The organism is Amycolatopsis methanolica 239, from assembly GCF_000739085.1.
GTDB lineage: Bacteria > Actinomycetota > Actinomycetes > Mycobacteriales > Pseudonocardiaceae > Amycolatopsis_E > Amycolatopsis_E methanolica.
In genome coordinates this window covers 6,249,152-6,262,241 of sequence record NZ_CP009110.1, presented here as the reverse complement: position 1 = coordinate 6,262,241, position 13,090 = coordinate 6,249,152, and the positions used below count along the sequence as shown (strand labels likewise).

The 13,090-nt window shown below is 71.3% G+C and carries 16 protein-coding genes and 1 tRNA gene; 10 read left to right on the top strand and 7 right to left on the bottom strand.

Annotated elements, in window-relative coordinates; genetic code table 11:
- The first annotated feature begins 65 nt into the window (after positions 1-65).
- Both AMETH_RS30400 and AMETH_RS30395 read left to right on the top strand, forming a co-directional pair.
- Positions 66-740: a helix-turn-helix transcriptional regulator gene (locus tag AMETH_RS30400; protein WP_017984999.1), complete on the top strand. Its 675-nt coding sequence runs from the start codon at positions 66-68 to the stop codon at positions 738-740.
- A gap of 20 nt (positions 741-760) precedes the next feature.
- The gene (locus AMETH_RS30395) at positions 761-1,186 is read left to right on the top strand and encodes a hypothetical protein (RefSeq protein WP_017984998.1); all 426 of its coding nucleotides are present in this window, start codon (positions 761-763) and stop codon (positions 1,184-1,186) included.
- Between the two features lie 452 nt (positions 1,187-1,638).
- On the opposite strand, the gene AMETH_RS30390 is transcribed toward AMETH_RS30395, so the two are convergent.
- The 3 genes from AMETH_RS30390 to AMETH_RS30380 form a co-directional block, all read right to left on the bottom strand.
- Positions 1,639-1,950 carry a hypothetical protein gene (locus AMETH_RS30390; protein WP_026153509.1) on the bottom strand — a complete coding sequence of 104 codons (312 nt, stop codon included), beginning with the start codon at positions 1,948-1,950 and terminating at the stop codon, positions 1,639-1,641.
- 76 nt (positions 1,951-2,026) lie between these two features.
- Positions 2,027-2,239, bottom strand: a complete 213-nt coding sequence (locus tag AMETH_RS30385) for a hypothetical protein (protein WP_156131744.1) — start codon at positions 2,237-2,239, stop codon at positions 2,027-2,029.
- A 432-nt stretch (positions 2,240-2,671) separates the two neighbouring features.
- Positions 2,672-2,744 (bottom strand) — tRNA-Arg (locus AMETH_RS30380).
- A gap of 197 nt (positions 2,745-2,941) precedes the next feature.
- On the opposite strand from AMETH_RS30380, the gene AMETH_RS30375 reads away from it, so the two are divergent.
- The 8 genes from AMETH_RS30375 (at position 2,942) to AMETH_RS38870 (ending at position 10,341) form a co-directional block, all read left to right on the top strand.
- Positions 2,942-3,595, top strand: coding sequence for a response regulator (locus AMETH_RS30375; protein WP_017984995.1), 654 nt, complete (start codon positions 2,942-2,944; stop codon positions 3,593-3,595).
- Between the two features lie 41 nt (positions 3,596-3,636).
- Positions 3,637-4,329: a response regulator transcription factor gene (locus AMETH_RS30370; protein WP_017984994.1), complete on the top strand. Its 693-nt coding sequence runs from the start codon at positions 3,637-3,639 to the stop codon at positions 4,327-4,329.
- 68 nt (positions 4,330-4,397) lie between these two features.
- Positions 4,398-5,756: a sensor histidine kinase gene (locus AMETH_RS30365; protein ID WP_017984993.1), complete on the top strand. Its 1,359-nt coding sequence runs from the start codon at positions 4,398-4,400 to the stop codon at positions 5,754-5,756.
- A 64-nt stretch (positions 5,757-5,820) separates the two neighbouring features.
- Complete coding sequence (locus AMETH_RS30360; protein ID WP_017984992.1) at positions 5,821-6,618, top strand: DeoR/GlpR family DNA-binding transcription regulator; 798 nt, start codon at positions 5,821-5,823, stop codon at positions 6,616-6,618.
- The gene (galT, locus tag AMETH_RS30355; RefSeq protein WP_017984991.1) at positions 6,615-7,700 is read left to right on the top strand and encodes a galactose-1-phosphate uridylyltransferase; all 1,086 of its coding nucleotides are present in this window, start codon (positions 6,615-6,617) and stop codon (positions 7,698-7,700) included. Before AMETH_RS30360 ends, galT begins: the two co-directional genes overlap by 4 nt.
- Before the next feature lie 75 nt (positions 7,701-7,775).
- The gene (locus AMETH_RS30350; protein WP_017984990.1) at positions 7,776-9,230 is read left to right on the top strand and encodes a S1C family serine protease; all 1,455 of its coding nucleotides are present in this window, start codon (positions 7,776-7,778) and stop codon (positions 9,228-9,230) included.
- Positions 9,231-9,670: 440 nt separating this feature from the next.
- Positions 9,671-10,171: a MogA/MoaB family molybdenum cofactor biosynthesis protein gene (locus tag AMETH_RS30345; protein ID WP_017984989.1), complete on the top strand. Its 501-nt coding sequence runs from the start codon at positions 9,671-9,673 to the stop codon at positions 10,169-10,171.
- A complete protein-coding gene (locus AMETH_RS38870) occupies positions 10,171-10,341 on the top strand; it encodes a hypothetical protein (protein WP_017984988.1) in 171 nt (56 codons plus the stop codon). Before AMETH_RS30345 ends, AMETH_RS38870 begins: the two co-directional genes overlap by 1 nt.
- A gap of 652 nt (positions 10,342-10,993) precedes the next feature.
- Here the strand turns inward: AMETH_RS38870 and mscL are convergent.
- The 4 genes from mscL to AMETH_RS30330 all read right to left on the bottom strand — a co-directional run bounded on the left by mscL (position 10,994) and on the right by AMETH_RS30330 (position 13,067).
- Positions 10,994-11,428, bottom strand: coding sequence for a large-conductance mechanosensitive channel protein MscL (gene mscL, locus AMETH_RS30340; RefSeq protein ID WP_017984987.1), 435 nt, complete (start codon positions 11,426-11,428; stop codon positions 10,994-10,996).
- A 25-nt stretch (positions 11,429-11,453) separates the two neighbouring features.
- The gene (locus AMETH_RS30335; protein WP_017984986.1) at positions 11,454-11,930 is read right to left on the bottom strand and encodes a hypothetical protein; all 477 of its coding nucleotides are present in this window, start codon (positions 11,928-11,930) and stop codon (positions 11,454-11,456) included.
- A gap of 136 nt (positions 11,931-12,066) precedes the next feature.
- Positions 12,067-12,384: an FmdB family zinc ribbon protein gene (locus AMETH_RS37510; RefSeq protein ID WP_081617617.1), complete on the bottom strand. Its 318-nt coding sequence runs from the start codon at positions 12,382-12,384 to the stop codon at positions 12,067-12,069.
- A gap of 89 nt (positions 12,385-12,473) precedes the next feature.
- Complete coding sequence (locus AMETH_RS30330; RefSeq protein ID WP_017984984.1) at positions 12,474-13,067, bottom strand: 5-formyltetrahydrofolate cyclo-ligase; 594 nt, start codon at positions 13,065-13,067, stop codon at positions 12,474-12,476.
- Positions 13,068-13,090: the final 23 nt, after the last annotated feature.

The following is a 13,090-nucleotide window of genomic DNA, read 5'->3' as shown; positions in this document are numbered from 1 at the left end:
TTAATACAAGTGGTAATAGTGTAAACTCCGTCTCAGCGTCATCCACCGATGCCAGGGAGGCGACGATGACCGCGCACGACCCGGGTGGCGAGCGCCGCCGCCAGGTGCTGCAGGCGATCCAGCGCGCCACGGAACCGGTGGGCGTTGCCGGGATCGCCGAGCAGGTCGGCATCCACCCCAACACCGCTCGATTCCACCTCGACGCCCTGGTCGATGCCGGGATCGTGGAGCGGATCATGGGCACGCCATCCGGTCCTGGACGGCCGCGCGCGGTGTACCTGCCAAGGCCGGGGCGGGCCCGCGGCGACGAGCGCCGCTACCGGATGCTGGCGGAGATCCTGCTCGGTTACGTCACCTCGACCACCACCGAGCCGGCGCCGGCCGCGACCGAGATGGGCCGCGCCTGGGGGGCGCACCTGATCGACCGGCCGGTCCCGTCCCAGACGATCACCCGAGCAGGCGCGACCGACCGCCTGGTCGCGATGCTCGACGACCTCGGGTTCGCGCCGGAAGCGGTTCCCCGCGACGGAGGCGTACCCGACCGGGTGCTGCTCCGGCACTGTCCCTTCCTGGAACTCGCCGAGCGGCATCGCGACATCGTCTGTCCCCTGCACCTCGGGCTGATGCAGGGCGCGCTGAGCGAACTGCGGGCCCCGGTGACCGCGACCGCGCTGGAACCGTTCGCAGAGCCAGACGCCTGCGTCACCCACCTCGCGCCCGCGAACGCGCGGACCGCCTAGGACACAAGGGAAACCTCACCGTGGATCACGTCGCCGTCGCGCTCGTCTTCTGCTGGCTCGGCATGGTGGTCGCCATCTCGTTCATCGAGGCGCCACTGAAATTCCGCGCCCCAGGGGTGACCATTCGCCTCGGACTCGGCATCGGGCGGATCGTCTTCCGCGCACTCAACGCGGTCGAAACCGTCCTCGCCGCCGGCGTGCTTGTCACCGTCCTCTTCGGACACCCGACGGTTCCGGCGCTGACCTTGACCGGCACCGCCGTCGCCGTTCTGGTGCTGCAGCTCGGCGTGATCCGGCCTTGGCTGAGCCGCCGCACCGACCGGGTGCTCGCCGCGCCGGACGGGCAGGACCCGCCGCGCTCACGCGCGCACCTCGCCTATGTCGCCGCGGAATCCGTCAAGGTCCTGGTGTTGCTCGCGTCGGGTGTGCTGCTGTCGATGGTCTGAGCGGCGTCCAGCCCGTACTGGCGCAGCGTCCGGTACCGGGCCGCGCCGGCGATGCCGAGCATCCGCGCGTCCGCGCCCGGTTCCCCGGGCCCGCCCACCCGATCGGGCGTCAGGCGTCCGCGATCCGCTCGTGCACCTCGTCACGTCCGAATCGCGTGGTGTGCCGGCACCCAGTGTGCCCCGAGTTTGCCGTCCCGGGCGCCGAGTTTGCCGGTTCGGGTGGCGAGTTTGCTGGTTCGGTTCTGGGCATCGGCGCGAGGCCTCGGCCCGCTACGGCCAACTCGGTACCCCTACGGTCAACTCGGCGCGGCAACCAGCCAACTCGGTGACGCGCCTGGCCAAGTCGGTGCCGCAACCAGCCAACTCGGTGCCGCAACCAGCCAACTCGACGCGGGCGAAGGCGACGCCGTGTCCCCGGCTCGGTCGGCGGCCATCGGGGACGCCGACCCGGGTCAGCCCCGCTCGATATGGGCGCGAACGCGGTCGGCCGCGTCGTTGAGCCAGCCCTTGCTGCCGGCGTAGGCCAGCATGGCCGCGAAGCCCTCCGGCCAGCCCGGCCCGGTACGCCCGCTCGCCAGCTTCCGCAGCGCCTCGATCGAGACGAACACGTGCTCGCCCCCGTCGGCCAACTCGCCGACGCCCTCCGCGTCCAGGATGCGTTCGAGCTCCGCGGCATCGACCTCCCCGGCCACACGGACGCTGAAGCGCTTACAGTCGTCCGGCTCGGCCAGTTCGACGTCGGATCGGGTGACGATCAGCTGCATGACGGCGGTTCCGTTCTCCCATGTGACGGTGCTCGACGGCGTGTCTACCACGTGACGGCCTCGTTTGATCCCGCGTTCAATCCGACGGTTGCGGCGTCTCGCGCGGGCGAACCCCGTAGCGGGTCATTTCGCGCCAGGCCTGGGCCAGCCGCTGCACACCGGCGTCGAGCACACTCGGCCGGGCGGAGAACGGCACGCGCAGCCGGGATTCCTGGCCCTCGTTCGCCGAGAAGACCGGCCCTGGGAGCACGGCGACGCCGTGGCGCTGGGCGAGCTCGGCGAAGGTCACCGCGCACGGGCTCGGCAGCTCCACCCACAGCGACGAGCCGCTTCATCCGTGACCTCAACGAGCGCCGGGCCGAACTCCGTGCGCAGCGCGAGGACATGGAACAGCAACTCGCCGAGGCAGAACAGGAGATCAGCCAGGCCCCAAACCCAGGCTTGATCGACTACTTGCCCGTCAGTGCGGTGGATCTAGCTGCCCTGCCCGACGATCTGTCTCGCAGGCTGTTCGAGGCACTGCGCCTGGAGATCAACTACGACTGCCGCACCCGGACGGCGACCTGCCGGGTCACGCTCGTCGGCGAGACCATCGACGCCGTGGCCCGTGCCAGCCACGATGCCGTGGTGTTGGCCTTCCCGTCAGGTGAACGACTCCAACAACAGAAGGGTCCCGAGATGGGGATCAAAAACGACCTCTTTCCCGGGACCGTCTGCGCTGTGCCCCCGGCAGGATTCGAACCTGCGACACCCGCTTTAGGAGAGCGGTGCTCTATCCCCTGAGCTACGAGGGCTGGCGGTCCCAGACTAGCGGGTCCGGTCACCGCTGATGAGCGTGACCTCGGCCTCGCGCCCGGAGCGACCGCCAACCACCGACGAAAGGTGCAACCACCCCGGGTGAACAGCGTATCGACGGCAGCGCTACCAGTGGGTAACCTTCCGTGACCGGGACGCGGAAACCCCGCTCCACTGACCGTTCGGAGGGCTTAGGTTGATCAAGCTCATGTTCGCCGACGACGAGGATCTCGTGCGCTCCAGCCTACGCGGCATGATGGCGGGTGCGCCGGACATCGAGGTGGTCGGTGAGGCGAACGACGGGCGGTCGGCAGTGGAAACCGCCCGGCGCCTGCATCCGGACGTCGTCCTGCTGGACATCAAGATGCGCGCCCCGGACGACGGCATCCGCGCTCTCCGCGCGATCCTCGAGCTGCCCAGCCCGCCCGCCGCCGCGATGCTGACCACCTTCGACATGGACGAGTACGTCAGCCTGGCCCTCCGGCTCGGCGCGAACGGCTTCCTGCTCAAGGACATCGAGCCCGCCGCCCTGCTGCGCGCGGTCCGTGACCTCGCCCGCGGGGGCGCTGTCCTCGACCCTGGCGTCGCCGCGCGGATGGTGCGCGCCCACCGCGAAGGGCAACGCGCCGCGCAGCCGGCGCGCAAGTTGCTCGCCTCACTTTCCGACCGCGAGCGCGAAGTGGTCGGCCTCATCGGGCAAGGTCTGTCCAACGCCGAGATCGGCGGCAAGCTCCACCTGTCCGAGGCCACCGTCAAGGGCTACGTCTCCGCGGTCCTGTCCAAGATCGGCGCCGCGAACCGCGTGCAGGCCGCCCTGCTCGCCTACCGCGGCGGGCTGCTCGACCAGTGACTTCTTAGGCGGGTCTCAGCACCGTCCGCAACACTGGCTACATGCGCATTCTCGTTGTCGACGACGATCGGGCCGTCCGGGAGTCGCTCCGCCGGTCGCTGGAGTTCAACGGCTACCAGGTGGAGCTCGCCGGCGACGGCGCCCAGGCGCTGGAGCGCGTCATCGCCGACCGGCCGGACGCCATGATCCTCGACGTCATGATGCCCAGACTCGACGGGCTGGAGGTGGCCCGCCGCCTGCGCAGCACCGGCGACGACCTGCCGATCCTCGTGCTCACCGCCCGGGACACGGTCTCCGACCGCGTCTCCGGCCTGGACGCGGGCGCCGACGACTATCTCCCGAAGCCCTTCGCGCTGGAGGAGCTCCTCGCCCGCCTCCGCGCGCTCCTGCGCCGCGCCTCCCGCGAGGCCCAGACGCCGGCCGACGCCGAGAAGCTCACCTTCGCCGACCTGACCCTCGACCCGGGCACGCGCGAGGTCCGCCGCGGCGACCGCGACATCAGCCTCACCCGCACCGAGTTCGCGCTGCTCGAACTGTTCATGTCCTACCCGAAGCACGTGCTGACGCGCGGCCGCATCCTCGAGGAGGTGTGGGGCTACGACTTCCCGACCTCGGGCAACGCGCTGGAGGTGTACGTCGGCTACCTGCGCCGCAAGACCGAGGCCGGTGGCGAGCCGCGCCTGATCCACACCGTCCGCGGGGTCGGGTACGTCCTGCGGGAAACCCCACCGTGAGCCATGTCGTGACCGAACCGGTGCCCGTGATCCGAGTCGACGACGGAGGCGGCCCCGCCCCCCGGAGAATGTCGCTGCGGGCACGTGTCACGCTGCTGGCCGCGGCGTGCGTGGCGGGGGTGCTGGCGCTGGTCTCGCTCGGCGCCTACATCACGGTCTACAACAACCTGTACCAGCAGGTCGACGACGAGCTGATCCAGCAGGCGAACAGCGTGATCAACGACCCACAGGTCGTGCAGACCGGCGGCCTGCGCATCCCCACCTACATCACGCGGCTGGTCGACGTGCGGTTCGACCTCATCGTCGCCGACGGCTCGTCCGCCTTCGAGTCGGAGCCGTCGATGCGGCCGCCGATCGGGCTGGACGAGCGCGAGGTCGCCAGCGGCCAGAAGCCGTCGTCGATCCGCACCGACCGGAACACCGACTCGCGCGTGCTCGCCGTGCCCTACCGCTACCAGCCGGGCGTGGCGCTCGTGCTGTCGCAGCCACTCGACGCGACCAAACAGACCCTGCGTGAGCTGGCGGTGGTTCTCGCGCTGATCGGCGGCGGCGGGATCGTGGTCGCCGCGCTCGCCGGCACGGCCGTGGCCCGCACGGGGCTGCGGCCGGTGGAACGGCTGACGTCGGCGACCGAACACATCGCCCGGACCGGCGACCTGCGGCCGATCCCGATCAGCGGCGACGACGAGCTGGCCCGGCTGACGCACAGCTTCAACACGATGCTCGGCGCCGTCGCCGAGTCGCAGGACCGGCAGCGGCAGCTCGTCGCCGACGCCGGCCACGAGCTGCGCACCCCGCTGACCTCCTTGCGCACCAACCTGGAGCTGCTGCTGTCCGCCAGCCGTTCCGGGGCGCCGACGCTGTCGGAGAAGGACCGCGCGGAGATCGAGACCGACATCAAGGCGCAGCTGGACGAGCTGACCCAGCTCATCGGCGACCTCGTCGAGCTGGCGCGCCAGGACGAGCCGCGCACCGCGTTCGAACGGGTCGAGATGGTCGAAGTCGTGGAGCGTGCGCTCGACCGCGCCCGCCGCCGGGCCGGGGAGATCGAGTTCGACGTCGCGCTCCAGCCGTGGCACGTCATCGGTGACGCCGGCGCCCTCGAACGCGCGGTGCTGAACCTGCTGGACAACGCGGTCAAGTTCTCGCCGCCGCACTCGCGCGTCGGCGTGCGGATGTACCCGCTCGGCGATGGCACCGCGGTCATCGAGGTGGCCGACTCGGGACCGGGCATCGCCGACGAGGACCTGCCGCGCGTGTTCGACCGCTTCTACCGCTCGTCCGAGGCGCGCACCCTGCCCGGCTCCGGCCTCGGGCTGGCGATCGTCAAACAGGCCGCCGAACGCCACGGCGGTGCCGCGTACGCCGGCCGCGCGCCGGAGGGCGGCGCCCTGCTGAGCCTGCGTCTGCCCGGGATGCCCGGCTGAACCACAACGTCCTACGCGTGTTGATTCGTGTAGGATTTTGTGTAGTTGTTGGGTGATGGGAGCGATGGTGCTGGCGCGGCAGCGGCAGGCGATGATCCTCGAAGAGGCGCGGCGGAACGGCGCGGTGCGCGTGAGCGACCTGGTCAGCAGGCTCGGCGTGTCCGACATGACCATTCGCCGCGACCTGGACGTGCTCGCCGGCCGCGGTCTGGTGGAGAAGGTGTACGGCGGCGCGACCGCCGTGCTCGGCCCCAGCACCGAGGAGCCCGGGTTCGAGGCCAAGTCGGTGCGGCAGCGGGCGCAGAAGGAGGCCATCGCGAGCCGCGCCGCCGAGCTGGTCCAGCCGGGCACCGCGATCGGCCTGTCCGCGGGCACCACCACGTGGACACTGGCCCGCGCGCTGGACGGTGTGCCAGGGCTGACGATCGTCAGCAACTCGATCCAGGTCGCCGACGTGTTGCGCGCGTCGTCCGCGCCGGATCGCACGGTCGTGCTCACCGGGGGCGTCCGCACGCCGTCCGACGCGCTGGTCGGGCCCGTCGCCGTGCACAGCCTGCGCCGCCTGCACCTCGACCAGGTGTTCCTTGGCGTGCACGGCATGGCCGAAGGGGCGGGCTTCACGACGCCGAACCTGACCGAGAGCGAGACCGACCGCGCGCTGGTCGAGTCCGGGCGGCGGCTGGTCGTGCTCGCCGACTCGTCCAAGTGGGGCGTCGTCGGCATCTCCACCATCGCCGAGCTGGACGAGGCGCACGTCGTGGTGACCGACGACGGGCTTGGCGAGGCGGCGCGCACCGTCTTGGCAGAGCATGTGGGTGAACTCGAGGTCGCACCCGTCAACGACGACACGGAGGAAGAGTGAGGCGGACCCTTCGCCACCTTGCCGACGGCAGGGAGATCATCTACTTCGACGAGGGCGACGACACGCCGCCCCGCACGGCGGAGGACACGCGCGACCTGCCCGCGGTGGCCGCCAGCTCGGAGATCCGCCTCGACCCGCTGACCGGCGAGTGGGTCGCGATGGCCGCGCACCGGCAGACCCGCACCTACAAGCCGCCTGCCGACCTGTGCCCGCTGTGCCCGAGCAAGCCGGGCAAGCCGAGCGAGATCCCCGAGGCCGACTACGACGTCGTCGTGTTCGAGAACCGCTTCCCCTCCTTCGAGGAGGGTGCCACCGGCGAGCGGTCCACACTGGACGGGCTGGGTCTCGTGCGGACCGCGCCGGGCAAGGGGCGCTGCGAGGTCGTCTGCTTCACCAGCGACCACAACGGTTCCTTCGCGGGGCTGAGCCCGTCGCGCGTGCGCACGGTCGTCGACGCCTGGGCGGACCGGACCGCGGCGCTGTCCCGGATCGACGGGCTGGAGCAGGTCTTCCCGTTCGAGAACCGGGGCGAGGAGATCGGCGTGACGCTGCACCACCCGCACGGCCAGATCTACGGCTACCCGTTCGTCACGCCGAAGACTCGCCGCATGCTCGACGTGGCCCGCGCCTACCAGGCGGAACACGGCCGCGCGGTGCTCGGCGATGTGCTGGCCGCGGAGCGCAAGGTCGGCACGCGCGTGATCGCGGAGGGGCAGTACTGGACCGCGTTCGTCCCGCCCGCGGCGCGATGGCCGGTGCACGTGCAGGTCGTGCCGCACCGCCAGGTGCCCGACATCCCGGCGCTGACCGACGCCGAACGGGACGACTTCGCCGAGGTCTATCTCGACGTGCTGCGCCGCTGCGACGGGCTCTACGACCGGCCGCTGCCCTACATCGCCGGCTGGCACCAGGCGCCCGTCCGGATCGACCGCGAGCTGGGCTGGCTGCACCTCGAACTGTTCTCGATCCTGCGCGCGCCGGACAAGCTGAAGTATTTGGCCGGGTCCGAGTCGGGCGAGGCGGTGTGGATCAACGACGCCACCCCGGAGCAGATAGCGGAACGTCTCCGCGCGGTTGGCTGAGTCCGGCGGCATACTCATGCGTGACCCTCAGGCTGGGCTCAGCCCGCTCTCAGGACCGACACGCATGGTAGGGACATGACCGAGAACGACCCCAGCGCACCGCACGACGGCGGTGCCCAGCGGGAGCCCGGCGCGCAGCAGTCGCCGGAGGACGCGAAGACGCCACCGCGCGGAACGCCACTCGGCTCGGGGCCGCAGCAGCAGCCGAGTCCGTGGTCGGCGCAAGGAGCCGCGCAGCAGCAGTCGCACGCCGTCGCCCAGCCCGGGCAGGCCGGGGGGCATGAGCAGGGCGCGTACGCGCAGACCGGGCAGCAGCCGGTCGGGCAGCAGCAGACCGCGCAGCCGGGGCAGTCCGCCGGTGGCTATCCGTGGACGCCGCCGGGCGCGCAGCAGCAGTCGCCGTACGCGACCGCGACGATGCCCGCGCCGGCCGTGCCGCAGCAGCGTCGTGGCCCGGGCAAGCTCGTGGCCGGGGTTGCCGTGCTGGCGTTGATCGTCGGTGGCGGAGCGGGTGCCGCCGGGGGGTACCTGACCGCGCAGAACAGCGGGAGCGGCGCGTCCTACAACGCGCTCGACCAGCCGGTGCCCGCGCAGCAGACGGCGACCGCGCCGGACGGCTCGGTCGAGGCGGTGGCGCAGAAGCTGTCGCCGAGCGTGGTGGAGTTGCAGGTGTCCGGCCGGAGCGGGCAGGGTGAGGGCTCCGGGTTCGTGCTGTCCACCGACGGCTACATCCTGACCAACAACCACGTCGTCGAGGTCGCCGCGGAGGGCGGGGCGATCCAGGCGGTGTTCCAGGACGGCACCAAGGCGGACGCCTCGATCGTCGGCCGCGACCCGACGACCGACATCGCGGTCGTGAAGGTCAACGGGGTGAAGAACCTGACGCCGGTGGCGCTCGGCAACTCGGACGACCTGAACGTCGGCCAGTCGGTGGTGGCGATCGGGTCGCCGTTCGAGCTGGCCGGGACGGTCACGTCGGGCATCGTGAGCGCGCTGCACCGCCCGGTGCGGGCCGGTGGCAGCGAGGGCGACCAGACGACGGTGATGAGCGCGATCCAAACCGACGCGGCGATCAACCCGGGCAACTCGGGTGGTCCGCTGGCGAACCTGTCGGGCCAGGTGATCGGCATCAACTCGGCCATCTACAGCCCGCAGTCGAGCGGAATGGGCCAGACGGAGGCGACGAACGCCGGTATCGGTTTCGCGATCCCGATCAACCAGGCGCGCCGGACGGCGCAGGAGATCATCGACACCGGCAAGGCGACGCAGACGTTCATCGGGGCGAACGTCAGCGACGCGCAGCAGGGTGGCGCGCAGATCGCCGGCGTGCAGTCCGGCAGCCCGGCCGAGCAGGCGGGCCTCAAGCAGGGCGACGTCGTGACGAAGGTCGAAGACCTGGTCATCAACGACGCGGACGGCCTGATCGCGGCCGTGCGAACCCGCGCCCCTGGCGACAAGGTGACGTTCACATTGAGCGACGGCCGCACGGTGCAGGTCACCCTGGGCGGCCAGCCGGTGCCGACGAACTGAGGCTTCGTCGCCGGCTGCTCGGGGCGGCCGGAGGGGATGAACAGGCGCTCGGCCGCTCGGGGCGGCCGAGACCACTTGACCGGCTCTAACGGGGTCGAGCTGGTATCCAAGCCGCGTGCGACTGGATCTTCTCCGGTCGCGCGCGGTTTCTCCTTGCGCTTACCGCCGCATCGGGCTGCAGCCCAGCCGGGCCAGCCGTTGGTCGGGCGCGGAGCTGCCGAGTGAGCGGGGCTGCGGCGACCAGCCGCGGGAAATGTCTACTTCGGACTGCTGCGTGTTGGAGGAGGCTCCCGTGCGACCGGCCCGCGAGGCAGGTCGACGTGGGCTGCGGCCCCCTCAGAGGCGTTCTGCTGCCCGGCACGGTCGGGCGTGTGCGGCCTACCTCGCGGTAGTGACGACGTGCTCGCCAGGCAACGGTCACAACCGGATACCGTGTGCTCATGGAACGCAGTGCACAGCGGCTGGGCCGCGCGCTCGTGGTGATCGTGGACGACCGCGCGGCGCACGGCGAGCATGAGGACACCTCGGGCCCCCTGGTTCAGGAGCTGCTGGAGGAAGCCGGCTTCATCGTGGACGGCGTGGTGCTGGTGCACGCCGACACCGTGGCGATCCGCAACGCGCTCAACACCGCCGTCATCGGTGGTGTGGACCTCGTCATCACCGTCGGCGGCACCGGGGTGTCGCCGCGCGACGTCACCCCGGACGCGACGATCGGCGTGCTCGACCGGCCCATCCCCGGCATCGGCGAGGCCCTGCGCTCCTCCGGGCTCGCCGCAGGCGCGGTCGACGCGGGCATCTCGCGTGGCCTGGTCGGCGTGTCCGGCAGCACCCTGGTGGTGAACCTCGCCGGTTCACGCGCCGCGGTGCGCGACGGCATGGCGACGTTGTCCTCGCTCGTGCCGTACGTGATCGACCAGCTCTCCGGGCTCGACGAGTCCTGATGCCCGGGGAGGACCGGGAGCAGAAGCCTCCCCGCGACCGGCGCAAGCTGGACGAGATCTTCGGGGAGGTCCTCCCGGAAACGACGTCCGACGAACGCGAGCCGGAACGCCCGGCCCGCGACGAGGACGCCTGGTACCGCGAGAACCGGCCGCCCCACCACGGCGGTTAGGCGCGACGGTTCCCCCGAGGGGCGGTGGCCAGCCGAGCAGCCCGCGGCAGCCGAGGTTGAAGGCCGCGGCAGCTGACGTGCATCTGGTCGCCGACGCTGTGCCGCCTTGACTGGCTACCGGGCGGGACCAGGCTGGGGCGTGCCGTCTTGAGGCGCCGGTGAGCGCCGTGTGGGGCGCGGTGTGTTGTTGGCCCGCGCTGAGGGCCAGCGTTCAGCTGATTCCGGGGGTGTGCCGGGCGGCTGGCGGCTGGTGGCTTGGGTGGGCGGGGGCGTTTGAGGTGCCGGTGGCTGCCGGATGGTCGCCGGGTGCTGTTGCCGCGTGCCGGGGGCCGGCGTTCAGCTGATCCTGGGGTGTGCAGGGCGGCTGGCGGCTTGTGTCTTGGGCGGTGCCGTTTGAGGCGGCGATCGCTGTCGCACGGTCGCGTGCCGGCAGCCCGTGCCCTGGGCCGGCACTGAACTGATGCCGAAGGGCGCCGTATGGGCGTCGGCTCGTGCTGGCGGTGTGCATCCGGGGTGGGTGCCACCGCATCGGGGTGCGGTGGCTGGGCAGTGCGCCGGGCTCGTACTTGCGTTCGGCACGTGCCCGAGCCCGGCTCAGCGGGCGTTGGCTGACTTCCTGCTCCGGGACCGGAGCCCCGGAGCAGGAGCGGCCTCAGTCGCGGCTTTCGGCGCGGCTGCCGACCTGGCCGTTGGAGCCGCTCTGCTGGCGCAGCAGGTCGCGGATCTCCGTCAGCAACTCGACGTCCGTCGGCTCGGAGGGGCCCTCCTCCTGGCCGCGCTTGCGGCGCTCCTGGATCTTCTTCATCGGCAGGACCAGCAGGAAGTAGACCACTGCGGCCACGATCACGAAGTTGATCGCCGCGTTGATCACGCCGCCGAAGTCGAGGAACGTGGAGTCGTTGTCGCGCAGGACGTTGAACCCCAGGCCCTTCGCGGCGTCCGAACCGCCGATCGCGTTGATCAGCGGCTTGATCAGCCCGTTGGTGAACGCCGTGACGATCGCGGTGAACGCCGTCCCGATGACGACCGCGACCGCCAGCTCGATGACGTTGCCGCGCATCAGGAAGTCTTTGAAGCCCTTCAGCATGTGCACTCCTCTCGTCCGGAAACGGCTAACGGAGGGTAACGGCTACCGGATTCCGGAGTGACATCGCGGCCACCTCCCTGGCCGTCTCCTCGGGCAACGAGAGGACGACGAGCGGCCCGTCCCGCGCGCTCGCGAGACGCCCGGCCCCGGCGGGCGGCGGCCGCACCGACAGCACGCTCGCCATGCTGGCCAGCACTTTCCTGCCTTCCACGGATTCGTCGAAGGTGACCACGTCGACCCGCATGCCGGGGGTCAGCAACTCGGCCACCCCGGTGTCCGCGAGGCGGACCGGGACCGCAGCGAGGGCAAGATCACCCGTGAAGGGGACGTGGGCGGAGGGTGGCGGCGGCGCGGCCCGCGGCTCGGCCGCGTCCGGGCGCGCGGCCAGCACGGCCGCGGTGATCAGCAGGCCGGCGGCGACCAGCTTGCGCAGCCGGTGCCAGCGGCGGCCGCCGAGGCGGGGCCGGAGCCGGTTCCAATGGGCACGCGGATCGAAGCGCATGGCGAAGCACCCCCAGTCGTCGAGTGCGACGGCGGTGGGCCGTCGACGGGATCGACGCTAGGGGTGCTGACACCCGGCGGAACAGACGCGGATCTGGCAGCTGTGGATAACTGGGTACTTGTGGATAACTCGGCCGTCAGGAAGCCGCGGCCGCGGTTGTCGTCGTACCGCTCGACGAGGATGACGAAGAGGCGGAGCTGCTCTTGCTCTCGCTGGAGGTGCTCGACGAGCTCGACGAGGAGGAGGTGGACGACTTCGACGAGGAGGACGAAGACGACGAGCGCGAGTCGGTCCGGTAGAAGCCGGAGCCCTTGAAGATCACGCCGACCGCTCCGTAGAGCTTGCGCAGCGGGCCGGTGCACTCCGGGCACTCGGTCAGGCTGGCATCGGAGAACGACTGCACGGCCTCGAAACGGTGGCCGCACTCCTTGCAGGCGTACTGGTACGTGGGCACAGGTGCTCCTTCGCGCATTGGCACTCGATCCGCAAGAGTGCTAACGCAATTGTGCTGGAGACCATTCCCCCAGCGCAAACAAGGGTTGGTCACAGTGGCAGCCGGACGTGCCCGCGGCCGGGGGTCAGTGCCCCGGTCATGAGCACGTCGTGGTCCTCCGCGGGCAGCTGTTCGACCAGCTCAGCGTCCCGGACGACGGCCACCAGGTCGGCGCCGGGCGCGGCGTGCCCGAGGGACCGGTCGTAGAACCCGGCGCCCCGCCCGAGCCGCACGCCGCGGTGGTCGACGGCCATCGCGGGCAGAAGCACCAGCCCGGCGCCGGCCAGTGCGTCCGGGCCGAGTAGCGGACCGGTCGGCTCGAGGATGCGCCGCAGCCGGCCCGCGCGCAGGCTCGCGGTGCCCGTGTACTCGGCCCAGTCCAGCGGCCCTGGTTCGGCGGGAATCGCTGGGAGCAGCACCCGCGCGCCGCGTTCGCGAAGCACGTCGAGCAGGCCGATCGAGCCCGGCTCGGAGCCGAACGGGACGTAGCAGCACACGGTGTCCGGCAGTGACATCGCGGACACCGCGCGGACCAGCGCGGCGGCCTCGGCGACCCGTCGCTGCACGGTGACGGCCGCCCGGGCAGCGGACAGCTTCGCGCGCCACTCGGCCTTCGTCACCTCGTCATTGCGCTGCACACCCATGTACGCAGGTTAGGCTTGGCGCC

Excerpts from the sequence above, each read along its gene's own strand:
- AMETH_RS30400 (WP_017984999.1), top strand. The coding sequence starts at position 66 with ATGACCGCGCACGACCCGGGTGGCGAGCGCCGCCGCCAGGTGCTGCAG.
- AMETH_RS30390 (WP_026153509.1), bottom strand. The coding sequence starts at position 1,950 with ATGCAGCTGATCGTCACCCGATCCGACGTCGAACTGGCCGAGCCGGAC.
- AMETH_RS30370 (WP_017984994.1), top strand. The coding sequence starts at position 3,637 with ATGCGCATTCTCGTTGTCGACGACGATCGGGCCGTCCGGGAGTCGCTC.
- AMETH_RS30365 (WP_017984993.1), top strand. The coding sequence starts at position 4,398 with ATGTCGCTGCGGGCACGTGTCACGCTGCTGGCCGCGGCGTGCGTGGCG.
- AMETH_RS30360 (WP_017984992.1), top strand. The coding sequence starts at position 5,821 with ATGGTGCTGGCGCGGCAGCGGCAGGCGATGATCCTCGAAGAGGCGCGG.
- AMETH_RS30350 (WP_017984990.1), top strand. The coding sequence starts at position 7,776 with ATGACCGAGAACGACCCCAGCGCACCGCACGACGGCGGTGCCCAGCGG.
- AMETH_RS30345 (WP_017984989.1), top strand. The coding sequence starts at position 9,671 with ATGGAACGCAGTGCACAGCGGCTGGGCCGCGCGCTCGTGGTGATCGTG.
- AMETH_RS38870 (WP_017984988.1), top strand. The coding sequence starts at position 10,171 with ATGCCCGGGGAGGACCGGGAGCAGAAGCCTCCCCGCGACCGGCGCAAG.
- mscL (WP_017984987.1), bottom strand. The coding sequence starts at position 11,428 with ATGCTGAAGGGCTTCAAAGACTTCCTGATGCGCGGCAACGTCATCGAG.
- AMETH_RS30335 (WP_017984986.1), bottom strand. The coding sequence starts at position 11,930 with ATGCGCTTCGATCCGCGTGCCCATTGGAACCGGCTCCGGCCCCGCCTC.
- AMETH_RS30330 (WP_017984984.1), bottom strand. The coding sequence starts at position 13,067 with ATGGGTGTGCAGCGCAATGACGAGGTGACGAAGGCCGAGTGGCGCGCG.